The 25,620-nt window shown below is 46.6% G+C and carries 27 protein-coding genes; 2 read left to right on the forward strand and 25 right to left on the reverse strand.

Annotated features, from left to right (window positions below; all coding sequences use genetic code 11):
• Window positions 1-272: 272 nt before the first annotated feature.
• Together HRU42_RS13850 and HRU42_RS13855 are read right to left on the reverse strand one after the other, a co-directional pair.
• Window positions 273-1,376, reverse strand: a complete 1,104-nt coding sequence (locus HRU42_RS13850; protein ID WP_295031914.1) for a response regulator — start codon at window positions 1,374-1,376, stop codon at window positions 273-275.
• A gap of 66 nt (window positions 1,377-1,442) precedes the next feature.
• Complete coding sequence (locus HRU42_RS13855; RefSeq protein WP_295031915.1) at window positions 1,443-2,282, reverse strand: VacJ family lipoprotein; 840 nt, start codon at window positions 2,280-2,282, stop codon at window positions 1,443-1,445.
• A 199-nt stretch (window positions 2,283-2,481) separates the two neighbouring features.
• On the opposite strand from HRU42_RS13855, the gene HRU42_RS13860 reads away from it, so the two are divergent.
• Both HRU42_RS13860 and HRU42_RS13865 read left to right on the forward strand, forming a co-directional pair.
• Entirely contained in the window at window positions 2,482-3,663 is a 1,182-nt protein-coding gene (locus HRU42_RS13860) for a hypothetical protein (RefSeq protein ID WP_295031916.1), read from the forward strand.
• An 87-nt stretch (window positions 3,664-3,750) separates the two neighbouring features.
• Complete coding sequence (locus HRU42_RS13865) at window positions 3,751-4,101, forward strand: EscU/YscU/HrcU family type III secretion system export apparatus switch protein (RefSeq protein ID WP_295031917.1); 351 nt, start codon at window positions 3,751-3,753, stop codon at window positions 4,099-4,101.
• A gap of 338 nt (window positions 4,102-4,439) precedes the next feature.
• On the opposite strand, the gene HRU42_RS13870 is transcribed toward HRU42_RS13865, so the two are convergent.
• The 23 genes from HRU42_RS13870 to fliJ all read right to left on the reverse strand — a co-directional run bounded on the left by HRU42_RS13870 (window position 4,440) and on the right by fliJ (window position 25,583).
• Complete coding sequence (locus HRU42_RS13870) at window positions 4,440-4,844, reverse strand: DUF2802 domain-containing protein (protein ID WP_295031918.1); 405 nt, start codon at window positions 4,842-4,844, stop codon at window positions 4,440-4,442.
• A gap of 62 nt (window positions 4,845-4,906) precedes the next feature.
• A complete protein-coding gene (locus tag HRU42_RS13875) occupies window positions 4,907-5,392 on the reverse strand; it encodes a chemotaxis protein CheW (RefSeq protein WP_295031919.1) in 486 nt (161 codons plus the stop codon).
• 7 nt (window positions 5,393-5,399) lie between these two features.
• A complete protein-coding gene (locus tag HRU42_RS13880) occupies window positions 5,400-6,311 on the reverse strand; it encodes a chemotaxis protein CheW (RefSeq protein ID WP_295031920.1) in 912 nt (303 codons plus the stop codon).
• The gene (locus HRU42_RS13885) at window positions 6,295-7,086 is read right to left on the reverse strand and encodes a ParA family protein (protein WP_295031921.1); all 792 of its coding nucleotides are present in this window, start codon (window positions 7,084-7,086) and stop codon (window positions 6,295-6,297) included. The genes HRU42_RS13880 and HRU42_RS13885 overlap by 17 nt, the downstream gene beginning before the upstream one ends.
• A 33-nt stretch (window positions 7,087-7,119) precedes the next feature.
• The gene (locus tag HRU42_RS13890; RefSeq protein WP_295031922.1) at window positions 7,120-7,779 is read right to left on the reverse strand and encodes a hypothetical protein; all 660 of its coding nucleotides are present in this window, start codon (window positions 7,777-7,779) and stop codon (window positions 7,120-7,122) included.
• A complete protein-coding gene (locus HRU42_RS13895) occupies window positions 7,772-8,893 on the reverse strand; it encodes a chemotaxis response regulator protein-glutamate methylesterase (protein ID WP_295031923.1) in 1,122 nt (373 codons plus the stop codon). Before HRU42_RS13895 ends, HRU42_RS13890 begins: the two co-directional genes overlap by 8 nt.
• A gap of 26 nt (window positions 8,894-8,919) precedes the next feature.
• Entirely contained in the window at window positions 8,920-11,136 is a 2,217-nt protein-coding gene (locus HRU42_RS13900) for a chemotaxis protein CheA (protein ID WP_295031924.1), read from the reverse strand.
• 15 nt (window positions 11,137-11,151) lie between these two features.
• Window positions 11,152-11,889 (reverse strand): protein phosphatase CheZ, encoded by a 738-nt coding sequence (locus HRU42_RS13905; RefSeq protein WP_295031925.1) that lies wholly within the window; start codon window positions 11,887-11,889, stop codon window positions 11,152-11,154.
• 12 nt (window positions 11,890-11,901) lie between these two features.
• Window positions 11,902-12,285, reverse strand: a complete 384-nt coding sequence (cheY, locus tag HRU42_RS13910; protein ID WP_295031945.1) for a chemotaxis response regulator CheY — start codon at window positions 12,283-12,285, stop codon at window positions 11,902-11,904.
• Window positions 12,286-12,326: 41 nt separating this feature from the next.
• The gene (locus HRU42_RS13915) at window positions 12,327-13,046 is read right to left on the reverse strand and encodes an RNA polymerase sigma factor FliA (RefSeq protein WP_295031926.1); all 720 of its coding nucleotides are present in this window, start codon (window positions 13,044-13,046) and stop codon (window positions 12,327-12,329) included.
• Window positions 13,039-13,920 carry a MinD/ParA family protein gene (locus HRU42_RS13920; RefSeq protein WP_295031946.1) on the reverse strand — a complete coding sequence of 294 codons (882 nt, stop codon included), beginning with the start codon at window positions 13,918-13,920 and terminating at the stop codon, window positions 13,039-13,041. Before HRU42_RS13920 ends, HRU42_RS13915 begins: the two co-directional genes overlap by 8 nt.
• Window positions 13,921-13,924: 4 nt before the next feature.
• Entirely contained in the window at window positions 13,925-15,316 is a 1,392-nt protein-coding gene (gene flhF / locus HRU42_RS13925) for a flagellar biosynthesis protein FlhF (RefSeq protein ID WP_295031927.1), read from the reverse strand.
• 11 nt (window positions 15,317-15,327) lie between these two features.
• Complete coding sequence (flhA, locus tag HRU42_RS13930) at window positions 15,328-17,427, reverse strand: flagellar biosynthesis protein FlhA (RefSeq protein ID WP_295031928.1); 2,100 nt, start codon at window positions 17,425-17,427, stop codon at window positions 15,328-15,330.
• Between the two features lie 203 nt (window positions 17,428-17,630).
• On the reverse strand, window positions 17,631-18,764 hold the full coding sequence (flhB, locus tag HRU42_RS13935) for a flagellar biosynthesis protein FlhB (protein ID WP_295031929.1): 1,134 nt from the start codon (window positions 18,762-18,764) through the stop codon (window positions 17,631-17,633).
• Between the two features lie 45 nt (window positions 18,765-18,809).
• Window positions 18,810-19,607, reverse strand: coding sequence for a flagellar biosynthetic protein FliR (fliR, locus tag HRU42_RS13940; RefSeq protein ID WP_295031930.1), 798 nt, complete (start codon window positions 19,605-19,607; stop codon window positions 18,810-18,812).
• Window positions 19,608-19,678: 71 nt separating this feature from the next.
• On the reverse strand, window positions 19,679-19,948 hold the full coding sequence (gene fliQ, locus HRU42_RS13945; protein ID WP_005499500.1) for a flagellar biosynthesis protein FliQ: 270 nt from the start codon (window positions 19,946-19,948) through the stop codon (window positions 19,679-19,681).
• 8 nt (window positions 19,949-19,956) lie between these two features.
• Entirely contained in the window at window positions 19,957-20,703 is a 747-nt protein-coding gene (gene fliP, locus HRU42_RS13950; protein ID WP_295031931.1) for a flagellar type III secretion system pore protein FliP, read from the reverse strand.
• On the reverse strand, window positions 20,700-21,077 hold the full coding sequence (gene fliO / locus HRU42_RS13955) for a flagellar biosynthetic protein FliO (RefSeq protein WP_295031932.1): 378 nt from the start codon (window positions 21,075-21,077) through the stop codon (window positions 20,700-20,702). The genes fliP and fliO overlap by 4 nt, the downstream gene beginning before the upstream one ends.
• Window positions 21,078-21,084: 7 nt before the next feature.
• A complete protein-coding gene (gene fliN, locus HRU42_RS13960; RefSeq protein WP_295031933.1) occupies window positions 21,085-21,468 on the reverse strand; it encodes a flagellar motor switch protein FliN in 384 nt (127 codons plus the stop codon).
• Between the two features lie 68 nt (window positions 21,469-21,536).
• On the reverse strand, window positions 21,537-22,565 hold the full coding sequence (gene fliM / locus HRU42_RS13965; RefSeq protein ID WP_295031934.1) for a flagellar motor switch protein FliM: 1,029 nt from the start codon (window positions 22,563-22,565) through the stop codon (window positions 21,537-21,539).
• Window positions 22,566-22,680: 115 nt separating this feature from the next.
• The gene (fliL, locus tag HRU42_RS13970) at window positions 22,681-23,202 is read right to left on the reverse strand and encodes a flagellar basal body-associated protein FliL (RefSeq protein ID WP_295031935.1); all 522 of its coding nucleotides are present in this window, start codon (window positions 23,200-23,202) and stop codon (window positions 22,681-22,683) included.
• A 105-nt stretch (window positions 23,203-23,307) separates the two neighbouring features.
• Complete coding sequence (locus HRU42_RS21180) at window positions 23,308-23,730, reverse strand: flagellar hook-length control protein FliK (protein ID WP_367227183.1); 423 nt, start codon at window positions 23,728-23,730, stop codon at window positions 23,308-23,310.
• Window positions 23,731-25,136: 1,406 nt separating this feature from the next.
• Entirely contained in the window at window positions 25,137-25,583 is a 447-nt protein-coding gene (gene fliJ, locus HRU42_RS13980) for a flagellar export protein FliJ (protein ID WP_295031937.1), read from the reverse strand.
• Window positions 25,584-25,620 lie beyond the last annotated feature (37 nt).

Below are 25,620 nucleotides of genomic sequence, written 5' to 3' on the forward strand. Positions count from 1 at the left end.
AATAACCTGATACACGTTGATAAACGCCTCACTAGTGATAGTGAGGCGTTTTTGTTATTTGGGGCTTTGATGGTGTGTTCTTTCCCTGTAGGAGGGTCTTTAGGCCCGATGCCCTGATGGTGTGTTCCCTCCCGGCTAAAGCCGGTCCTACAAGGTATGGCGGATATCGCATGTTCTATTCGTTGGGTGCTCTAGATGTAGGAGGGTCTTTAGGCCCGAGGCTTTGATGTTGTGTTCTTTCGCGGCTGAAGCCGCTCCTACGATATGTTCCTTTAAAACGACACCTGTATATATCCGCCGGTGGGAATTTCAGTGTCGTAGGCCAGGCCGTGAAATTGATTATCTAATAGCATCTGTTTATGTTCAGGTTTACTTGAGGCGATACAGAGCTGTTCTCCTGGCATTAAAGTGCGGAATTGGGCACTAGGGTGTCCCCAATTTAATATGCCTAATTGGAGGGAGTCAGGAATGGCTAAGGGGGTTAATCCTTGTTGATTTCGAATGTAACAGCGAAGACCATTACCGGCTTGGGCAATCGATGCCCTATATTGAGTCAGCTCGACGACAACATAGACAATGTCGATACAGATACCTAAGCCAGACTTAGTCATGCGCTCGTTAAGATAACTCAGCATATTGTATGGCTCGATAATAGCTTGGGTCGTACCATTTCGATACAACTTCAATTTTTGGTTAACGAAGCTCTTTAGCAACACACTGGCAAATGCCGCCCTATTATCTTGAGGATGAAAATGAGCCATATACATCACCAGATGGTTATCGCCGACATTCACGGTATCGATAAAATAAGCACTAACCTCATCAGATTTATATAAGCTGTAGTCAACCTTGGCGGCTAAATAGTTTATCTGAGAGGGAGGAAACAATTGCTGCTGTACGCTCTTGGCAGCCTGTTCATTTTGCTCTAACAGCGCCAAATTATCCTCAAGTTCTTGATAGGATAAGTCTTCTAAATCTTCTAAATTTACTTCTTTAGATACATCAGATTGTAAGCATTGCTTTATGGCATTTTCAATCAGAAAAAGGTCCGCTACCGGCTTAACCAGATAATCACTGGCGCCCAGACGCAATGCTTCGACCACATCGGCCATCACTTGATTGCCGGAGATCACTATGGAGGGGGTGTCAGGGTTAAGCTCAGACATCTTCTTCAACATGTCTAAGCCTCCCATGATAGGCATGCTCAAGTCGGCAAGCACTATATCGAATGCATACTGCTTAAATTTAACCAGTCCCTGCTCACCATCATTCGCCTCAATGACCTTAGCTCCGCGGCTGTCGAGAAAGGCGGCAACGATGCGGCGAAAAACAGGATCGTCTTCCACAAGTAATATCACTAACTCTTCTAGCGCCATCTAGGGTCCTTTTAGAAGGCTCTGGCTACTATACCGAATAGAAACTAGTAGTTACTGAGTCTTCTTTTAATCTAACTCGTGCATATATTCATCGAGCAGATCATCTTCATCTTGATCTACCGGAACATCACCATCATACACTTTATAATCCATATATTGAAAATACGCTTCTTTGACAAAAGTATATGGATCCAATGCATTATCGACTAAGCGTTCTTGATCGATGGCAGCGGCTCTTCTATGCAGGTTTTTCAGTCCCCATTTAACCAGTGACTGCCACATTGTAAGCTCTGATAATGGAAAGTATAGATCATCAACCCAGTCAGAGGCCAGTTCACGGGTCACATAAGGCCCAAGAAAGGGAGCCATAAAATACGGACCGTTAGCAACTCCATAATAACCAAGCACTTCATTGAATTGGTCTTGTTTGCGTGCTAGTCCCATCATATCGGCCACATCGATAACACCTAACAAGCCTAATGTCGTATTGATGGTAAAGCGGCCACCAGCATTGGCAGCCCATCCCCACTTACCTTGCAAGGTATTGTTAACCATGGCATTGGGCTCATCGAAATTAGTCACGAAGTTATTGATGCCGGTTTTTACCGGTCTGGGTAGATAGTCCTTATATCCATGAGCAAGGGGACGATAAAAGTACCTATCCATATACAGATAGTTAAAGTCCCACATGGCACGGTTAAACCCTTCGAGTGGATCTCTGTCATCATTATAAAGCACAACGACATGAACTTGCTCAGACGGCTGTTGAGGCGGGTTTACTGTTAATGTTTCATGATGGACAATTTTGCCTTGCTCGGTGACTGATGCAGTAGCAAACACTAATCCATTGAATCCATGAATGAGACCCAGTGCCACTACGACCGATGCTATCCAGTTAAACTTCATATTTCTCTCTTCGATAATGCAGCTGAATCCTTTTCAGCTTCGACATAAAGCTAAAGACACATCACAATATGTCGATAAGTAGATGTAACCGGTAAAATTGCATACATCTGTTACTCACTAGACTTGTTAGTCTGATTTTAGCTTACAAGAGCGCTAAGGATACTTAGCAATAAAAATAGATCAAACTTAAATTTAAAATATGTGTAAATTAAATCAAGCTAAACCAAGCCAGTTAAGTGTCATCCCAAGCACTCATTATCAGACCAAACCTGGGTTACTGACGCTCCCCCCTGTGATAGATGAACTCCAGGTTAAGTTAATCCCTGAAGCGACCAACAATCCAATGCCCCCCATTAAGGGAGAGCAGCTAGTGCTCGCCAAGCCTGAAATAGGCAACATCTATAGCCAGCTTTTTAAAATGTTAAGCCAAACTTCGATGGACAATGCATCTGGGCCCATTAAACCGACTTCAAGCTCCAGTGTTAAAACAGGCAAGGTCGCACCTGATGCTATGCAGCCTGATGATCAACACAATATGATGCGGGTATCAATACAGAAGACCTACGGGAAATTCGGTGGTGAACAGGCTGTAACTCAGCCTTCGGCTAAGCCTGAATACAGCTTATTATCCAAGTTAACCCAGTTTCTGCCGCTACTGCGTCCCTTAACCCTCAATGCTTTAGCGTTACCCAGCACGCTAAAGGGTGAGCTTTCAGCGATAGCGAGTCTTCACTCTCAATTCAAGCCTGAGTCTATTTCAGTCAGTTCCTTGTCCCATATCAGCTCCATCGGTCTTCTTTCGCAACTTCTCCTTGGGGTCAAGGCCAGGCATGCTAACGGCAACACCGACAAACTCAGTGGGCCGGCACTGAAGTATTGGCAAAAGTTGCAAGCTCAATTCGGGGGAAGTCGTTCACTGCTGAGTTTGTTGGACAAGGTCGGAGCAACTGAGGCGCTAGGTAAACTGTGCTCAAACTTGAGTCTTTATTCACAAGCAAGCAGTGACACTAGTACTCAGCTAAATTGGTATTTCACCCTCCCCTATTCACTCAATCAACATCAGGAAGCGTTAGAAGGACACTTTAGTAAAGATAATGCAGATGACGATAACCCTGAGGCGAATAGCTGGAGCCTGCAACTTAAATTCAACTTAACTCAGGGGCCACTACTGATCCAGGCTCAGGTTACAGACAACAGGATAAATATGACCTTCAATGGCAGTAACCACACACTCTTAAAGAGGATAGATGCGCTACTGCCGCCGTTAATGAATAAGTTAGCAGATATTGGCTTCACGCCAGATAAGCTTGAGACCAAGCTGACGAAAGTCCCCGCCAGCTTACTACCCGGTGAGCATTTTTTAGTTAAGATAAAAGCCTGATGGGGCTCGCGGCTAAAGCTGGTCCTACAACCCGATGTTTTTGAACGATGATATTGAGCAGATCGTTAGCTAGGGATCGAAATAAAAATGAATGACGATAATGACAAACCAAAAGCAGACGGCGCAGCGAAAGATCAAACCAACAACGCACGCGAAGCCGTCGCTTTGAGTTACGACGGCCGCCAGGCTCCTGTGATCAGCGCCACAGGTAAGGGCGCTGTCGCCGATGAGATAATCGCTCTCGCCAAAGAAGCCGGTGTACACATACATAAAGATGCTCACTTGAGTGATTTTTTACAACGCTTGGAACTCGGTGAAGAGATCCCTAAAGAACTATACCTGTTAATCGCCGAATTGATCGCCTTTGCGTATACATTGGATGGAAAGTTTCCCGAGCAATGGAACAACATGCATCAGAAGATAGTGGAAGAGGTTTAAGGGGGGTACCCCCTGTAGGAGGGTCTCTAGGCCCGATGGATTATGGGATTGGTTCTCTCGCTCTTTCGCGGCTAAAGCCGCTCCTACAAGGGTCCTACATCCATGGGTTTATGGGTTTATTCTTTCGTGTAGGAGGGTCTTTAGGCCCGATGTTTAGGCCCGATGGTGTGTTCTCTCGTGTAGGAGGGTCTTTAGGCCCGATGTTTAGGCCCGATGTTTAGGCCGATGGTGTGTCTTTCGCGTAGGAGGGTCTTTAGGCCCGATGTTTATGTTCTTTCGCGGCTAAAGCCGCTCCTACGAGGGTCCTACGAGGGTCCTACAACCCGAGGGGTTATGGGCTAGCCTTTTCCATGTAATCGAATGATGAGCTCGGCTTCCGCCTTGGGTAACTCACACTCTCGAATCAATTCGTCTATGCTGGCGCCTAAGTCAACCATCTTCATCGCTCTGGAATAGAGTCTGGTCTGGGGGTCTTGTTGATTCACTTCATCGAGTCTGGCGTCTTGTTTTGCAGTGCGCTTTTCAAGCTCTAGCATTCGACGCCCAACACCTATTGTGCCACTCCTTAACTCTTGTAATTCACGTTTGACGGTTTCACGCTGACGATCACTTTCTTTTATTAGCAAGCTCAAAGCTGCAACTTTTACCCGCAACTTACTCGTTTGCTGCTGTTGATACAAGACAAGGCCAAGGCAAGCGATTACGTATATTAAAGCCGCAATTAACATTCCATCACTGATCATAAATGAGACTCTTCAATAGGGAAGGTATTCCTAGTTCCCAAGAACTAGGAATATTTTAGACATTAAACTTGTGACACTTCCATCCACTCTTCATCGGACAAAAGTTTGTCGAGATCGACCAAGATGAGTAATTCATTTTCTCGGTTACTCACACCTTGGATAAATTTAGCACTATCTTCGGTACCGACATTTGGGGCACTGTCAATTTCAGAGCCACGTAAATAAACCACTTCGGCCACACTGTCGACGAGAATACCGATCACCTGTTTCTCGGCTTCGATGATCACGATTCGGGTCGAATCTTCAACATCGGCCGAAGCCAATCCAAAACGTGAACGAGTGTCGATCACAGTAACTACATTACCTCTAAGGTTGATGATACCCAGTACATAATGAGGCGCCCCAGGTACTGGTGCTATCTCGGTATATCTCAATACCTCTTGAACCTGCATCACGTTGATGCCATAAGTTTCATTATCGAGTCTGAAGGTTACCCATTGCAAGACTTCATCATCTTTGTTTACTGCTACGTTATTTTTGTTTGTCATATTTACCTCAACCTACGGGATCCTGACTACCTAAACCTGAATTTAATAATTCTATGAGTGCAGCTACATGTAAAATACCACACATCTGCTCTCTTACGACTCCAGCCAGCCAAGGACGCTTTCCCACATTACTGCGCCAATTGATCGCTGATTTGTTAATTTTTACCGAATTGACCAATGATTCACAAGCCAACCCCCAGTTACTGTCTTCTAATAATACAACATATTGATAATTGACGGTTTCAGCTAATCTACTATCATACTTTTCCGGCATTACCCAGGCACAAGTATCGACGACATTGAGCTGTGTTCCCCTGTGAGCCTGCACACCTTTATACCAATCGGGTCGACCCATGATGTGATTGACCCGTTCTAACTTAACAATTCCACCTAAACTAACCAAGGGCACGGCTAACGTTAATCCAGCCACCTTAAAAAATAGTACCTGAAATTCATCATCCAGGCTGTCCAGTAGATCTTTTGTGACTCTTGGCGGATTCACCCCGAGCTGCTGAGTCTCTACGTGTTGGTTAATCTGAGGCGCTATTTTAATCTCTGGTTCAGGCTCTGGTTTAGACTCTGGTTTAGACTCTGGTTTAGACTCTGGTTTAGACTCTGGTTTAGACTCTGGTTTAGACTCTGGTTTAGACTCTGGGATAGAGACTGGGATAGAGGCTGTTTTATTCTCGACTTTAGCCTGGGGTCTAGCTGGTGCTTCGACTTCAACTGCAGTTGGTGCTGGCACTCCAGTCTTAAAGACAGGTGCCAGTAACCGCTCCAGGGCCTGTTTATCTAGCTGAGGCTCAAACCCTTTCAACTGGGGCTGAGTTAATGTTGTAACTGCATGACTGCTCACTTCGACTTCGGTGAGCAAAGTATTAAAGTAATCGGATACGGCGGCATCAACTAAGCGTGTCATGAGATAACGCCCCAACAAGCAGATAGTCTAGTAATCTTTCATATGCTTTAACGCCACGACTATGGACGGCATAATGTGATGCAGGTAGATGGGCCAAACTGGCATCCCTAAATTTAGTATCTATTGGAACAACGTCCGGCCATAGGTGTTCAGCATACTCACCTCTTAAATGTTGCAGCGCGGAAGCAGAGGCTTTGGTACGCCTATCGTACATGGTCGGGACTACGGTAAAACTGTATTTTATCTTCTTAGAGCGTCCCATCAAGATCATGGTTTTTATCATGCGATCGAGTCCCTTAATCGCAAGAAACTCGGTCTGTACCGGGACAATAATATGTTCACTTGCCGCGAGAGCATTGACCATTAACACCCCTAATACAGGCGGGCAGTCGATCAAGGCGACGTCATAATCATCTTGCACCAGACTTAAGCTTTTCTTTAAGATCAGCCCCATGCCTTGCTGATGTCCAAGGGAACGATCTATTGTCGCTAGCGCCATGGTCGATGGGAGAAGATCGATCCCTTCAACGGCTGTGGGAATAATATGTTGCTTGACAAACTCTGCACTTAACGCTTTATGAGCTAAGAAGACATCATACAGAGAGCCGGGGACTTCCTCAGAATCGATGCCTAGGTAATAACCCAGTGAAGCATGGGGATCTGTATCTATCATGAGTACACGTTGACCACGTTTGGCCAAAGAGCCGGCCAGACTGGCAACCGTCGTCGTTTTGCCGACGCCGCCCTTTTGGTTCGCGATAGTCCAGACTTTCAATAAAATCCCCTAACATCTACTGATAACCACATGCTAATTATTTTCTCGCGTCGTCACTCTAATTCCGCCATGAGGTAGGCTGATAACCTTGACGCCATCTTCATCGACAGAAAGTGTCGCCGCTTTCAATTTAGGCATAGTTTTGACAAGCTTAGATGGCTTCTCACTGAAGTCATCTAAGCTTAAATCATTCGCGATTAAACTAATAGCCTGTTCGACTCGCTCCTGTGGCGGCTGGTGAGACCCATCATTCGCTTTAGCTATCTGCGTCTGCGCAGGATCTAAAGGCGTATGTGCCAAGAGCAACGGTGGCAAAAATTTAGGCTCTGACACCTGAGTATTGCTCTGGTCCACTAACGCCAATGGAGAGGCGATAGCGCTGGCCGTTTGAACGTCAGCGCTGTTAACGCCTGGACCCACTTCCAGTGTCACCTTTTCACCTTGCTTTACCTGAGACACGAGTGCCTGAGTCGCTTCTGGGTGCTGCGCCATCCAAGTCGCAAGCGCTTGAGCTTGCTCGTCGGGTACCATAAGTAGCACCTGGCTTTGCTGTAATCGCTCAACGTCTAACAATAACAGTTCATTCTTATGACGAGTTTCAAGATAAAGTGAGCTTGAAACAAACACAGCGACTGAAAGCAAGAAGATGATCAGCACAGAGAAGGTACTTTGCTTCCTCTGCGACTTAGCCATTACCGGACTCTCGAATAATTGAATCAGCCATATCTTCTAAGCATATAGACTGAGTCGACAGACCCGCCACTGTCACTGCTTGCGGCATACCATAAACCACACAACTGGCCTCATCCTGAGCCCAGATTGTTGCCCCCGCGCTCTTGAGCATGCGTGCACCTTCTCTGCCATCGGCGCCCATCCCCGTTAACACCACGGCTAAGGTATCTCCCCCGGCTATTTTTGATGCCGAAGCAAAGGTGATATCGACACTCGGCTTATAATTCATGTCGGCGCTGCCAGCGAGCACTTTAATTCTGCCATAGGCGCCACCTCTTTCTAGCATCATCTGCATGCCGCCAGGCGCGAGGTAAGCCGTACCGGGTCGCAACTGATCTCCCGATTGCGCTTCTTTTACCTCAATCTGACATAATCCATTCAGCCTGTTGGCAAATGCCGGGGTAAATGCCGCTGGCATATGCTGGATAAGCAAGATGGGATGAGGATAGTTAGCCGGTAACTTAGTTAAAATTTTCTGCAAAGCAACAGGGCCACCTGTCGATGTGCCTATCAGCAAGAGTTTATATTTTTTACCCGAAGCTCGTCTCGAACTGCCAGCTCTAGGGCTCACAGCCGGCTCTCTTACGCTGCGTAAAGTGGTGGACGAGCCGCTAGTTAACTTGGTTTTTATGCTAGAAGAACTCGGTGTACGGGCTCTTGCCATCGGCCGGTATAGTCGCCGCCGACCTAAGGCTTTTATGCGTTGTTGCAGCAATAAAATCGCATCGTCTTTATTGGTGGCTATATCTTCGAAACGTTTAGGCAAGAAGTCTAATGCCCCGGCCTCCAGGGCATCGAGCGTCGATTTCGCCCCATCATGGGTTAACGATGAAAACATCAGGATTGGCGTCGGTGTGTTGGCCATTATCTCACGCACTGCTGTGATGCCATCCATGACGGGCATCTCGATATCCATAGTGATGACTTGAGGCTTAAGCTCTGCTGCCAACTTAACGGCATCGGCGCCGTTAACCGCGGTACCTATCACCTCTAAATCAGGATCTTTAGTCACTATTTCACTGACTCTTCGACGAAAAAAACTAGAGTCGTCGACTACGAGAACTTTAATGGCCATTCCAATTCCTATACCGCAAATTTTAATTATTTTCTTGCGTAATGCTTAAGTAAACCTGGTACGTCTAAAATCAATGCAATACCACCATCTGATGTGATGGTTGCCCCAGCCATACCAGGAGTGCCGTGCAACATGGTACCAAGAGGTTTGATAACGACTTCTTCTTGACCAATCAATGAATCCACCACGAAGCCTATCTGTTTGGTGCCTAACTGGACGATAACCACATGACCATGCGTCTTATCACCATGCTTCAAACTGGAGGGGACTCGACTCAACCAATGCTCTAGATAAAAAAGCGGCACCGCCTTCTGTCGTACAATAACAGTCAATTGGCCATCGACAATATTAGTCTTAGTCAAATCGAGGTGGAATATTTCACTGACACTCGACAGGGGTAAGGCGAACACTTGCGTGGCCACTTCGACCATCAAGGTCGGCATGATGGCTAGTGTTAAGGGCACCTTAATCTCTAAAACTGTCCCTTTACCTTTCAAAGAGTCGATATGAATCGTCCCGTTCAGCTGAGCAATACGGGTTTTTACCACATCCATACCGACACCACGGCCGGAAATATCGGAAATCTCGACTTTCGTGGAGAATCCAGGCGCGAAGATGAGGTTATAAGCCTCTTGATCGGACATCCTGGCAGCCCCGTCATCATCGAGCACACCGCGAGCTATGGCGATCTCTTTGAGTTTATTAGGGTCCATGCCGGCACCATCATCCTCAATTTTAAGCAGGATATGGTCGCCCTCTTGGCTCGCCGAGAGGGTTATCGTACCGGTTCTTGGTTTACCACTCGCCTCACGTTCCGCTGGCATCTCGATACCATGATCCACTGAGTTTCTGACCAGGTGAACCAAGGGATCGGCTAAGGCCTCGACTAAATTCTTATCGAGATCTGTATCTTCACCTATCATGGTGAGGGTAATATCTTTGTTCAAGGTACGAGCAAGATCTCTGACAACGCGTGGGAAGCGACCAAAGACCTTCTTGATCGGTTGCATGCGAGTCTTCATCACCGCGCCCTGTAGATCCGCCGTCACTAAATCAAGGTTGGCTAGTGCTTTTGACATCTCTTCATCGTCACGAGAGACACCTAAGCTGAGTAGACGATTACGCACCAACACGAGTTCGCCAACCATGTTCATGATCTGATCGAGTCTGGCAGTGTCTACACGTACGGTTGTTTCAGCCTGAGGCATATTCGCCGGTGCTGGCTTAGCCACCGCTTTCTTCTCCGCTGCGACAGGTTTTGCTGCGGACTTGACGACTCGAGCCGTGGTAGCAGGCGTGGCTGCTGGTGCAGATGCTACGGCCCCTGCACCGGGTTTGCCACCCGCGCCATGCAGTTCGTCGAGCAGCTTTTCAAATTCATCATCTGAGATATCATCAGAATCTACAGCTGGGGGAATATCGACCAGACTCTCGCTCGATGCTTGCGTGTCAAATTTACCGGCACCATGTAATTCATCGAGTAAAGACTCAAACTCATCATCTGAGATATCAGTAGCATCTACTGCTGGGGGGATATCGATAAGACTCGCACTCGAAGCTTGCTTGTCAAATTTACCCGAGCCATGTAATTGGTCGAGTAAAGATTCAAACTCATCGTCAGTAATGTCATCAGATTGGCTCAGTGATAGCCCACTGACTGCTACAGGCTGAGTTGTAGATGGGCTGCCGCTACCATGTAACGCATCGAGCAGCGCCTCGAACTCATCATCATCGATTTCGTCAATTCCGCCTTCGCCGGCAATACTCGATGTTAGCTGGGGAGCACAATCAAACAGTTCAATCGAAGCCTCGCTAGGCGCAGCGGCAACTGGCGCAGCGGTACTTGGAAGCGGAGACGCTGAACTGAGTAATTTCATATTAGCCAATAGCGTCGCATCTGCCGGCTCTTGCTGCTGCCCAGCCTTAGTCTGGACAAACATAGCGTTGATGGCATCGACCGCCTGCAGAATAATGTCCATCAAGTCGGCAGAAACTTGTCGTTTGCCGGTTCTCAGCAGATCGAAGGTGTTTTCAGCTTCATGGCAAACATCGACCATTGGAGACAAGCTAAGAAATCCCGCGCCGCCTTTGACAGTGTGGAAGCCTCGAAAAATCGCATTGAGCAACTCCGAATCATTGGGATCATTTTCTAACGCGACCAACTGTTCAGACAAAAGCTCTAAAATCTCACCTGCTTCGATTAAAAAATCTTGCAGTATCTCTTCATCAACATCGAATGACATTAATATGGCTCCTAATTAAAACCCCAAACTCGACAGCAGATCATCAACTTCATCTTGACCTGTGACGACGTCGTCACGCTGTGCCGCGTTTATGATTGGCCCTTCGGCCTCGACACTGCTATCTATGATTGCCGGATTTTCACTGACGGCTTGTTCACCAAACACCGTCAGCATCGAGACTAAATTATGCTCTACTTCACGCACCAGCTCGATAACTCGTTTTATCATCTGCCCGGTTAAATCTTGAAAATCTTGGGCGAGTAATATCTGGTTTAACAGCTCTTTCAAACGTATCGAATCTAGTTCACTGCGCTCGACTAATTGTTGAACGTCGTGACACATGCCTTTAAATTCACTCAGCTCAATCTCACGCCTCATAAGGCGGTCCCAGGCTGGCTTTACCGATTGAATATTTGCAGAAAGTGCATTCGCTAAAGGCAGGCATTCTTCGACGGCATCCATGGTTTTATTCGCGGCTTGTTCTGTCATGTCTATGACATAATTCAACCGTTCCTTAGCATCCGGAATTTCCGTATTGGCTAACTCAACCAGTCGATCGTCAACTTGAAAATCGACGATCGCACTATGAAGCTGACGAGTGAGTCTTCCGACCTCATCAAAAAGTTCCTTTTGTATAGGCGCAACAATATCTCTGATTAAATCGTCAGCAAGCAACTGTTCGTCTTGCGTTAGCAAGTCCACCAGCTTGTTAGCCTGCTCTAACGAAATAAGTCCTGAAGTCTTCACCTGCATATAACAACCTTGTTAACCGAGTCGTTCAAAAATTTTATCTAACTTCTCTTTCAAGGTCGCTGCCGTAAAAGGTTTAACAACATAACCATTAACCCCAGCTTGAGCCGCGGCGATGATCTGTTCCCTTTTCGCCTCTGCAGTCACCATGAGTACTGGGATGTTTTTTAAGTCATCATCTGCACGGATCGCTTTTAAAAGATCGATTCCTTGCATCCCAGGCATGTTCCAATCGGTCACAACAAAGTCAAAATCGCCTTTCTGTAACATAGGTAGTGCTGTCGTACCGTCATCTGCTTCTTGGGTATTGTTAAATCCCAAGTCTCTTAACAAGTTCTTGATGATACGTCTCATTGTTGAGAAATCGTCAACAACGAGAATCTTCATATTCTTGTCCAAAGTGTCCTCCGCGGAGCTGTTCATTATTGCTCATGTGATCGTTATTTTTTTGTCCAATGCTTGAGTTTAGCTTTTAGCCTTAGCATAGCCTGACTTAAAATCTGGCTAACCCGTGACTCACTAACCTCTAGAATGGCCCCAATCTCTTTTAAATTTAAAGCTTCATCGTAATAAAGCGACAAAACCAGTCCATCTCTTTCCGGCAATAATTTGATTGCTGCTACTAGTGCAGAATGGAACTTATCTTCTGCAATCGACTCATAGGTATCGTCCTTAACCCCATCATCGTGACTAATAACATCGACCGATACGCCTAAATCTTCAATGCCAATTACTTTCCCTACTGAAACATCATTTAAAATATGATGATATTCATCTAAGGTCATCTCCAGCCTTTGGGCTATCTCGTCATCTTTAGCATCTCTGCCAAGCTCCTGCTCAAGCTCATCGATAACCTGAGCGACCCGCCTCTGGTTTCTATGGACAGATCTCGGCACCCAGTCGCCACGACGGATCTCATCGAGCATAGACCCACGGATTCGAATACCGGCAAAAGTCTCAAACTTAGCCCCCTTGTTACCGTCAAACTTCGACGAAGCTTCGAGTAACCCCATCATGCCGGCTTGTAGTAAATCGTCTAGTTGCACCGATGCAGGTAAACGAGCGAGTAAATGATGAGCTATTTTTTTTACAAGCGGTGCGTATTGTTCAACGATTAGAGCTTTATTATCTAAACAAGTATACGCAGAGGCTTTACTCACTCTCTCTATCCTCTTGATGCTTAGGTCGCTGTACTAAACGCTCAACAAAGAACTCTAGATGACCTCCCGGTTGCTGCGGTATAGGCCAACTGATGACCTTATTCGCTAAACCATGGTAAGCAATCGATGCAGGCGATTTAGGGTAGGCTTCAACAATTAATTTCTGCTTACGCACCGACTTTCGCAAGTTCTCATCGAATGGAATGGTAGCCACTAACTCGAGTGCGACATCCAAGAAACGATCGGTAACCTTGCTTAACTTAGCAAACAGCTCCATCCCTTCTCGTAAACTTCTGACCATATTAGCGACTATTTTAAAACGGAACACACCGTGCGACCTGCTCAGTATCTTAATGAGCGCGTAAGCATCGGTAATTGATGTAGGTTCATCGCAAACCACAACCAATACGTCCTGTGAGGCTCTGGAAAAACTCAGTACCATATCGGAAATACCCGCGGCGGTATCGACAATGAGGATGTCGAATTGCGTTCGCATCTCACTGAATGCCCGAATTAATCCGGCATGTTGCGCCATTGATAATTCAACCATAGCTTGAGTACCCGAAGTGGCAGGAATAATACCTATCCCTTTAGGTCCACGCACTATGATATCGTCTAGGTCGGTCTCACCGGATAAAACATGGGATAAATTACGTTCGGCCCGCAGGCCAAGCATGACATCCACGTTTGCCAGACCTAGGTCGGCATCCAGAACGAGTACCCGCTTGCCTTTTTCGGCTAACGCAACGGCGGTATTGATGGCAACACTGGTTTTACCCACGCCTCCCTTACCACCCGACACGGCTATTACTTTCACTTTTTCGTTATAAGGTTGATTCATCATACGTAAACCACTTGCTTGATCCCGACTCATTGCTTTACTCAAATGCATAGGTCCTTTCATCTGACCTTTCACTACTTCTGACTGCTGGTTTATTATCTAACACCGACAGCGCTTTGTTTGCTAGCGCGAATGTATCGGCCACTTGCATATCTTCTGGAACTCTTTGCCCATCAGTAACATAACTTAATGGTAACCCACTTTGAATTAAGACACTCAAGGCTGGGGCTAAAGAAACGGACTCATCTAATTTAGTCAATATCGCACCAGATAATGGGATACGACTAAATTGTGTCACCGCTTCTTCTAAAACTCTTCTTTGACCTGTAGATGACAGTACCAGATAACTGCGAATAGGTAATCTGCTATTTGCAGTTAAATTATCAAGTTGCTGGAATAAACGCATATCTCTTTGGCTCATTCCTGCAGTATCTATCAATACTAGCTTGCGATTACGGAACTGATACAGTATTTGCTCCAACTCATTGAGATCATGAGCCTGCTTAACCGGGCAGCCCATTATTTTGCCATAGGTTGCCAATTGCTCAAAGGCGCCGATGCGATAATGGTCTGTGGTGATCAAGGCAACATGCTCAACGCCATGATGTGCAGCATACCTGGCGGCTAATTTCGCTAGCGTGGTTGTTTTTCCCACACCCGTTGGTCCGACAAAGGCCACCACACCACCTTGACGCACGATATCGTCACCTTGGTTATCTAGCATATTGGCTAAGCTACGTGGCAATGCTCTGACGAGATCTGCAGGTGTATAATGCTCGCTCAATTCTGACAGCTTTTTTGCCACAGTAGGGGAAAATTCAGCCTCCAATAATTTACTTTCTAGCATGGCACCTACGGGGTCGACGCGGACTTTCTGTTCACTCATCAAGGCGGTGACTTGATGAGTCAGTAAGCTTCTCAAGGACGACAATTCTTCACGCATCAGCTCAAGCTCAGGGCTAGCTTTGCCCTTCGTCTCAGCTGAAGGCTTATGTGAATAATGCGCCGTCTCTGGTGCCGATTTGGCAGACGACTGTGGTGCCTGTAAACCTTTTGCCCATTCGGGCATGTCTAATTCTTCACTGGTCTCCTGAGAAACATGTTGCTCGACGCGACTCTGCTGCCTCTCTAATAATGCCTGCAGTGAATCGGCCGCCGGCGCCGGTTTGACTCTTGCTTCGGCGCGAACAGGTCGCTTTAGACCGAGGGAGATTTTCTCTTCGGCCAGCTCCATAAACGTGGCGGACGATGCTGACTTCTCTGCAATTAGCGCCTTGGGTTTCGGCTCGTCATAATCCACGGCTGCGACTATCTCTATTCCACCAGTGACCTTTTTATTCGACATTATCACAGCATCCGAACCTAAGGTCTCTTTAACCTGAGCCAATGCCGTACGCATATCTTTCGCTAAGAAACGTTTAATTTTCACTCATATGCCCTCTACTGACCCACGGCAGAAACAATTCTAATTTGTTTCTCATCGGGGACTTCCTGATAGGAAATCACCCTTAGGTTAGGAATCGTGTGCTTTACAAATCGAGACAGAGTCGAACGTAACATGCCCGATGTGAGTAATATAGCGGGTTGCCCCACCATCTCTTGTCTTTGTGTTGCATCTTCTAAAGACTTTTGCATCCGTTCGGCCAAGCTAGGTTCTATGTTTGGTCCCTCTCCTCCCGTCGCTTGCATTGACTGATGCAACATTTGTTCCAACTCTGGCGCCAAAGTAATGACGGGTATCTCGGTTTCCGGCCCACTGATCTCTTGGACTATCATTCGTTTGAGCGAGATACGCACGGCGGCGGTCAAGACTTCGGTATCGGCACTCTTGGGGCCGTATTCGAGCAATGTCTGTACTATGGTCCTAAGGTCGCGGATTGAAACGCCTTCGTTGAGCAAGTTTTGCATGACTTTAACCACAGTCCCCAAGGGCATAACGTCGGGGATGAAACCATCGACTAACTTAGGAGAATTTTTGGCTAAAATATCCATAAGCTGCTGAACTTCCTCATAACCGAGAAGCTTGGCCGCATCATTGCTTAATAGCTGACTCAAGTGAGTGGCCACGACTGTGGCCGCATCGACCACGGTATAACCTAAGGTTTGTGCATGCTCTCTACTCTCAGGGGATATCCAAACCGCTTCTAAACCGAAGGCTGGGTCTTTGGTCTCTATGCCGTCGAGTTTGCCATATACCTGACCCGGGTTGATGGCGAGTTCACAGTCATGTCTTATCTCGGCTTCACCGCAAGCCACTCCCATCAAGGAAATGCGATAGGTATTTGGTGACAGATCTAGGTTATCGCGAATATGCACCGCGGGCACCAGAAAGCCCAGCTCTTGGGATAGCTTCTTACGCACCCCTTTAATCCTGCCGAGCAACTCACCGCCCTGGCCTTTGTCGACCAGAGGAATAAGTCGATAACCCACTTCTAACCCTATGGTGTCGACATGCTGAACATCATCCCAGCTGAGCTCTTTAGGCTTAGCGGCGGCCTTGTCCGTAGGCGGGTTTTTCGCAAGCGCCAGGGATTCTTCTCGCTCCTGGTTTCGTTTTCTATATAAGAAGTAGGCCACAGCACCGACGACGAGTGCCAGAGAGATGAAAGCAAAATGTGGCATCCCAGGCACTATGCCCATGATAAACAAGACACCGGCAGCAATCGCAATTGACTTAGGGTTGTCAAGCATCTGCGACGTCATCATCTGCCCCATGTCACCGGACTCGTTCTGACGTGTGACCATCAAGGCTGCAGCAATTGAGAGTAACAGACCCGGGATCTGAGCGACCAGTCCATCACCTATGGTGAGCAGGGTATAGATCTCGACGGCAGAGGAAAAATCCAGGCCATGCTGCACCATGCCGATAACGAATCCACCCAAGATATTGATCACCATGATCATGATACCGGCAATCGCATCACCTTTAACAAACTTAGATGCACCGTCCATTGCCCCGTAAAAGTCGGCTTCCTTGGTGACTTCGGCGCGTCTATCTCTGGCCTGTTCTTGGTTTAACACACCGGCATTCAAGTCGGCATCGATAGCCATCTGTTTACCTGGCATCGCGTCTAAGGTAAAGCGAGCGCTAACTTCTGCTATACGCCCGGCTCCTTTAGTGACCACGGCGAAGTTGATGATAATGAGGATTAAGAATACGACCAGGCCCACGGCATAATTGCCGCCTATCACCACAGAACCAAAAGACTCAATCACTTTACCGGCAGCATCACCACCGTTGTGTCCTTCGAGTAAGACGATACGGGTCGATGCCACATTGAGCGCTAGGCGCAGTAAGGTCGCAATAAGCAAGACACTGGGGAACGCGGCGAAATCTAATGGTCTGTCGGTGTAGATAGCCACCAGTAACACCACTAGGGCCAAGGCTAAATTAAATGAGAACAGAATATCCAGCAGGAATGGCGGCATAGGCAATATGATCATGCCTAACGCAGCGAGAACAAATAAGGGCGTGCCTAGGCCTTTAAAACTCGAAGGCTTTATTTTTTTCAGTTGACCCAGTAGTGCGCTAACATCCATTCAACAAATCCAAACTTTTGACATCTAGCCGTAACAAAGCAATTTTCAAGCCAAGTAGTGGAAATAATTTCCGTCAGTAATAACTAGGTTATCAATATGGTTTTTATTTTATAAGTCAGCACTATACCGTTAGACAGACGTTAAATGAATGGCTAAAGCGTTAACTGAATAAATTTACAGCAGATATAGAAGATAAGCCGTCATTAATACTTAAAATCTTCCGGTATAGGCTGTTTAAGCGGAATAGCCGTTGGCCTTCTGCCTCCGCGTTGCTGGTATTGACGTAATTGAAATACATAAGCTAATACCTGAGCGACGGCAGTAAATAATCCCTCCGGGATCTCTTGATCTATCTTAGTCGTATGAAAAATGGCCCGGGCTAGTGGCGGTGCGGAGACTATTGCAATCTCATGCTCACGGGCTATCTCTCTAATCTTAAATGCAATTTCGTCCGTACCCTTTGCTAGCACATAGGGCGCGGTCGACTTCATGGCGTCATATTTCACCGCGACAGCATAGTGCTCAGGATTGACGACAATAACATCGGCATTGGGCACTTCTGACATCATACGTCTCTGAGCCACCTCCCTTTGCATCTGCCTTATCTTACCTTTCACCTCAGGCTTACCCTCGGTGTCCTTATATTCATCCTTTACTTCCTGTTTGGTCATCTTGAGTTGCTTATTGTGATTCCATATTTGAAATGGCACATCAATAACCACTATGAGTATGGTTGACGAGCACAGCAAGATGAACATCCACACCAGTAGATCCAGTGCGTGATATACATTTCCAGGAAGATGATCCCGAGACAAGGCCAAGATATCATTAAAAAAGAAGCTCAGAATAAAGTATGCGGATGATGCGACAACCAAAAATTTGGCGATCCCCTTGGTTAATTCAACCAAGGCTTGCACGCCAAACATTCTTTTAAAGCCTTTCATCGGGTTCATCTTCTCAGTTTTCGGCATAAATGCCTTGGTAGAGAAGGTGATACCGCCTAATACGATATTACCGATAAAGGCCACTAAAGCGATAACCAGCATCAGGCTGGCCATAGGGAAGGCAAGCTCACGCCCAATCATGCCCCACACCAGCACCATCTGGTTGGTGTCAAAAATTTGCTCCCTGTCCTGGGTAAACAAGGTGGTCATTATGGTCACTAAACCACTGGCAATGCTTGGGCCGACCATGGCAAAACCGACTGCGGCCGACACCAATACAGCCGAAGTGCCTAACTCTTTGGAGCGTGCAACCTGACCTTTCTCCCGAGCTTGTTCTAATCGCCTGGGGGTGGCCTCTTCGGTTTTCTCTTGGCTACTGTCATTTTCAGCCATGCACTAGCACTCCCTTAGATAGACGCTGCCGCGTAAGCTGCAACATCAAAATGTCCCATCGGTATTACACTGCAGCTTGACTATATCGCATAACAGCAACTGAGCCGACGTCCACACCTCACCAAAGTGTTCCATTATCGGCGTCAAGGTTAACCACAAGATCACTAACCCACTCACCATGGTCACGGGGAAACCTATGGCGAAGATATTCAGTTGCGGTGAGGCTCGGGTCATGACGCCGAATGACAAGTTGATCAGTAATAGCGCCACGATAGGCGTGATAGACATGGTCAATGCCGCACCAAACATATAGCCCCCCCACTCGGCCAACATTCGATAACTTGTCACACTCAAACCTTGATCCGATATGGGAATAGTCTCGAAGCTAATCACTAGCATACGGATCATCACCAGATGGCCATCTACGGCGAGGAAGATCATGGTGGTTAACAGCAAGAATAAGTTACCTATTACCGGGGTTTGTTGACCGGATGAGGGATCGACCATGGAGGCAAAACCTAAACTTGTCTGCATGCCTATGATTTGACCGGTCAGCACGAAGGTTTGCATCACCATCAAGGTGACAAATCCCATGGCGATGCCAATCAGCAGCTGTTGTAAGGTGATAAATATCGCCGACGCCGCAAATAGTTGTACATTTTCCACTGGGGGTAAAACCGGTACTATGGCGAAGGTGATCGCCATCGATAATAGCGCTCTGACTCTGACAGGTGTGGTATTAGCCCCGAACACAGCCATCACCATAAACATGCTAGACACCCTAAACAGAGGCCACATGTAAGAGGCTATCGTGTCCATTATGGTCGCCATGAGGATATCCATCAGGCTAACCTATTCGACTCATCAAATTAATCACTCGAATCATCTTAATCTCTTGAATAAATGTTGTTTCGTCATCCTATGACCTGGGGGATCATGTTGACCATCTGTACAAAGAATTCCATCATGGTTTGGATCAAGGTATGACCCAGAAACATCAGCGCAAACAAGGTCGTCAATAAACGAGGCAGGAAACTCAGGGTCTGTTCGTTAATTGAGGTTGCCGCTTGGAACACTGCCACCACTAAGCCGATGACGAGTCCAGGTACGATTATCAGCGACACGATTGTCACTATGACAGAGAGCGCCTCGCGGAAGATGTCGACTAATGACTCAGGATTCATAAATCCACCTAGACACCGAAGCTATTGGCAAGAGTGCCCATCACCAGACTCCAGCCATCGACGAGCACAAACAACATGATCTTAAAAGGCAGTGAGACGATCATGGGGGATAACATCATCATACCCATAGCCATCAAGATGCTAGCCACCACAAGATCCAACACCAAAAAAGGCACGAATAACATAAAGCCAATCTGAAACGCGGTCTTCAACTCACTGGTGATAAATGAGGGAATTAACACGCTCATGGGCACATCTTCGGGTGAATTAATGTTCTGATAACCCGATATTTCGATGAAAGTATCGAGATCTGTCACCCGAGTTTGGGCCAACATAAAGGTCTTGATCGGCTCCTTGCCAATATCGAAAGCCTGCTCGATATTCATGGTTTCAGCGATATAAGGTTTAACGGCTTCAGCATAAATCTCATCGAACACGGGCGCCATAATAAAGAAGGTCATAAACATACTTATGCCAATAAGCACTTGGTTTGACGGCGTTTGTTGTAAGCCAATTGCTTGTCTTAGAATCGACAATACCACTATGATGCGCGTGAATGAGGTGAGCATGATGATCATGGCTGGCAGAAAGCTCATTGCCGTCATTAACAGCAGTATCTGCATAGTCACAGAATACTGAGTCCCACCATCTGGGGTCGTGGTCACAGTCAACGCAGGTAAGACACCATCGAGGGCGAATGCACCGGGTGAGATCAACAATAAACTTAAGATGAGGGAAAGTGATAATCGCTTCATATTGAATTCGTCTTAGCTTGGCGTAAGCGCTCAGCAAAAGACTCAGTCTCTATGCTGATGGGCGTGTCTAATTTATCTATGACCTGTATTTGCTGGGCAGTCACACCGAGTAAATATTGCTGGCCACCCACCTCGAGTAATACCACCTTCTCTTTCTGTCCCAGTGGCATCACCGCCAAGGTCTTCAATACACTGTGGCTAGAGGGCGCTAAGTTTAAGCGTTTAACGATATAGGCCAGCACAAAAATGATGGCGATCACGACAATTAACCCGCCTAACATATTGGTCATTGTCGAGATAGCCGATCCCTTCTCTGCCGTTGAGGCGACAGTAGGGGCTGTCGCCAATCCAGTTACGAGCAACAAGTTAATCATATCTACCTTATTTTAACTTCTTAATACGCTCAGTTTGGCTGATGACGTCGGTCAGACGTATACCAAACTTATCATTCACAACCACCACTTCGCCATGGGCAATCAAGGTGCCATTGACCATCACATCCAGAGGCTCACCGGCGACGCGGTCTAATTCCACCACCGAACCTTGGTTGAGCTGAAGCAAGTTGCGAATACTGATGAAACTACGGCCCACTTCCATCGATATGGTCACAGGAATGTCCATGATGGTATCGAGTTTTGCCGCTTCATCGGCAGACAAGCCCAGTCCTTCGTCAGTCAGCTCATCAAGCTCGACAGTCTGCGCTTCCTCTATTGCTTGTTCAGCCATGGCTTCGGCCCAATCGTCAACCGTATCTTCTGTACTCATTGTTATTACCTTAACTACTGCATTTAGCGTAATACCTTAGCGATTCAATTCCTTGGCTAAGATAGGATTTATAATTCAGAAATATCTCTACTCTTGTTCTTACGTGTCACCAATTTCAATTCCGTTTTGACGGTTTCCGGTCGTGGAATTTTCTCAATGATCCGCAAGGCTAAATTGTCTCTGGTCTTGCCCAGTTTACACCTATAGGTGGGTAGATCTTCGACGCGCAGCACAATATGCTCGGGCAAATCTACAGGAATAATATCGCCGGCTTTAAACTCCATCACATCTTTAAGGGTGATCTCTTGATCCACTATGGTGGCGTCTATGCCTACCTTGATATCCATGATCTCGTCTTTCAATGCCAAAGACCAACGCATATCTGTATCTTGGGTATCACTCTGCACACCGGCATCGAGCAGTTCACGTATGGGCTCTATCATGGAATAAGGCATGGTGATGTGGAAGTCTCCACCACCGCCATCCACTTCGATATGAAAAGAACTGACCACGACCACTTCGGTTGGGCTGACGATGTTTGCCATTGCCGGGTTAACCTCTGAATCAAGATATTCAAACTCAACATCCATCACAGGGGCCCACGCTTCTTTATAGTCTTCGAAGATTATTTTTAGCAAGAGTTGTACTATGCGTCTCTCTGTTGGCGTGAATTCACGACCTTCAATCTTGGCATGAAAACGGCCATCTCCACCAAAAAAGTTATCCACTAAGATGAAGACTAATCTTGCCTCCATGGTGATGAGACCCGTTCCTTTGAGCGGACTAAATTTCACCATATTTAGGCTGGTAGGAACAAACAGCGTGTGAACATATTCACCAAACTTGAGCATCTGCACGCCATTGATCGACACCTCAGCTGCGCGGCGCATCATATTAAACATGCTGATACGCAAGTGCCTGGCAAATCTTTCATTGACGATCTCTAAGGTCGGCATCCTTCCACGAACGATGCGATCTTGAGAAGAAAAATCATAGGAGCGTGCTTCAGATTCATTCTCTTCATCTTCATCGTCATCTACGTCATCTACACCATGCAGTAACGCATCAATTTCGTCTTGGCTTAAAAGATCACTCACAATAACGCCTTTATTAAACAAAAATAGGGGAACTCGCTAACTCATACAAGCGCGACTTGAAACCTGATTAGCGAAAATCAACAACTACACATTATTCTGAGGTCGTTCTCATGCACTACTGCATAATGAAACCGGTAAACAGGACTTTCTCTACGACTTTACGCCCAGTCACAGGTTGTAGCGTATTCTGAACATTGAGTAAGGCCAATTGACGCATCTCGTCTTTACCGGCTAGGCTAGTTAATTTTTGCACATCGGCACTGCTAAACGTCGTCAGTAGTGCATCTTCAATCAAGGGAATGTGTTTCTTAATTAATATACCATCGTCAGCACCACGTACCATCAACTGAACCTTGATCTCTACCAGCCTGGAACGGCTTGCCCCAGGGAGGTTAAACAGGAATGGTCTGGGCATTCCCACATAGTAAGCTGCGCCTACATTCACCGGCTCTTGAGTTTCTGCGGCGCCATCTGCATTATCACTGTCGGCAGAGCCATCGCTTGCCCCTATGAAAAACCACAAAGCTGCGGCGATGATTAACACTATTACCAGACCGATAACGCCGAAAGCAATTAGTTTCCGCTTACTTTTCGGTTGTTTATTGTCTTCGAGCTCTAAGGCTTCTTCTTCGGCCATTTCATTTCCCTTTTAAGCTTAACTCTGCTGCTATGTTTCTATAATGGATCTAGAGATAATGTGCTAATACCCATCAAGGATCTAATTTTGCTATAGATTACCTGCTTATGCGTAATAATCTATAGCTGAACGATAACTAGATGCCTGATTTAAGCTTAATAATGGCTCATCTGTAGATATTTCATCCATTTCTAGGTCATAAGCCTCTTGTGACCGCTCCGAATGATCTGCTTCGCCTTGATTTTTGCCTGAATCTTGCTGAGAAACCTGACTATCTGTGAGCTGTAACCCCTGTTCGGCTAACATCTCTCTCAACCTAGGTAATGCTTGCTCGACAATATCTCTGGTCTGAGGCTGGACCACATGAAACTGCACTTGAGTCTGGTCGCCCTGAACCTGAATTCTCACCACTAATGGCCCCAACTCAGGCGGGTCTAACCTGATCTCGGCATGCAAGGTCCCCTGACTCACCATGGTCACTAGCTGCTGCTTCATCACGGGAGAAAAACGCTGGATCATCTCCTGCATCTGACTCTGAGTGTCATTATTCTGTCTTGATACCAGCTGAAACTGGGGAGTGTCAGCTTTACTCTGTGGGCTTGAGCCGATGTGCATCTCAGCTAAGGTTTTATTGTCTATGCTTGCCGTGGATGTCGTGTCCACTAATGTTGCAGAGGCCTCTAGATTGGCCTTGGATGGATTGAGCTGTACCGATAACTCAGCCCCTTTGAGCTGTTGCTCAGCCTTCGCGGTTGCTTCAGCAGTTAGCTTAGTGCCCCCTTGCAGCATAGAAGATTGTTCCAATTGATTTTTTTCGCCTAGAATGGCACTAAACTGCTTATCTTTACCTTGCTCAGCTTGATTTTCAGTGCGGGTTAACACGTCAATTCCGGCAGCTTGTTGGGACTGGGTCACTTTGGCTACCTCCTTTGCTCCGGACGACTTATCAGAGGTTTGTGCCTCAGACAATGGCAAGGTATTGTGCGCTTGTTTCAGACCCGCACTCCCGCTTTCGCTGCCCTCACGACTGCCAACGCTAGCAGCTGAGCTCATGCTGCCAGGCTGAAACTCTGAACTTGTCACAGTCGCGATGAGTCGAATCAAGTTTTCAGGGGCTATTTCTGATAATTCCGCCTCGGATAAACCCGACTCTTGTACCAGCTTATCGATAAGATTTTGATCTAGTGGCTGTTGAGTATTAGGGTTTAAGAGTTGAGCCTCTGCATCGATAAGAGATGCCGACTGCGATGGTTCACCTTGTTTAGACTCTGCAGCTGCAAGATTGAAATCTGTATTTTCAGTATCATTTACCACAGCGAGTAAATAATCATCGAATGTTGAATCACTTGTCGTGTTCTCATTGCCTTGCAGCGGCAAGATATCGCCGCTGTTATCTAGGCGAGTATTTCCCTCTAGCTTACTGGCCCAATTTATTTGCGCCAGCACATGATTGACATCGACGTCCTTACCGCCCATTTGGGCCTCACTCTCAGACTCATCGGCCGATCCCGCTAGCTGGGGAGCATCTTTAGCCAATCTGGTTTCAATATCGATATTTTCAGCTCGAGTTGACTCTTTCTCCTGAGTGCTAGCTTGTTCTAAAGCCAAAGAAAAATCGTTATTTTCAGATGAATGAGTACGACTATTATCCCCCTGTTTTATGCCACCAACTGCGAGATTATCGGATCTGTTTTCTTTATTCGTTGAGAGTATATTCGTCATGTTCTGCATTAAGCCTCCAACAAGGCTGATGTCCAATCAAGATAAACGCTATTTTTCAAGAGAAATCACTGACGCCAGCGCTATCTCGCCAAAGGCTTTGTCAAAATAGTGGCAAAAAAATAAATGCTCACTGGTTATCGATATATTAGCAATAAACATGCCAATATAAACAGGGGTATTTAGCCAGGTAACTGCAGCAAAAAAATCTTGTTTCAGCGAACTTTTTTTCTATAAAACATCTGTGATGCAAACTCATCCACCATCTTTTGTTCGAGTCTCATCTCTGCTGTTCTTGCCCTCTTTGCCTTCTGTTCTAACAATAATTCAACCGCCCGACGTTTTTGCTGTTTCTCTTGCCAATGCTGCTGTCGATAATTTCTCTGAGTATCCGCTTCAGCGACCGAAGTAAGCTGCTTGGTGATGGCTTGGTCTACTTGGCGTACAAATTGGTGAAATTGATGATAATAACTGGCACTGATATTCTTGCCATGATGGCTCTCCATCTGTTTCATATAATCCAAGCGATAGTTTTGCAGCGCCTCGAGTTGGCTCTGGCATTTTTGCAGTGCTAATTGAGCCGATTGCAGCTGTAGTGCCGCCTGCTCTTCCGCCTCGCTCGTCAGTTTCAATACCGTATGAAGCGGGTCCTGCTTAGCCATAGTTATTCCTGAAATAAAAGAAGTCCCTAGAATCTAG

The organism is Shewanella sp., assembly GCF_013214165.1.
Classification (GTDB): Bacteria; Pseudomonadota; Gammaproteobacteria; order Enterobacterales; family Shewanellaceae; genus Shewanella.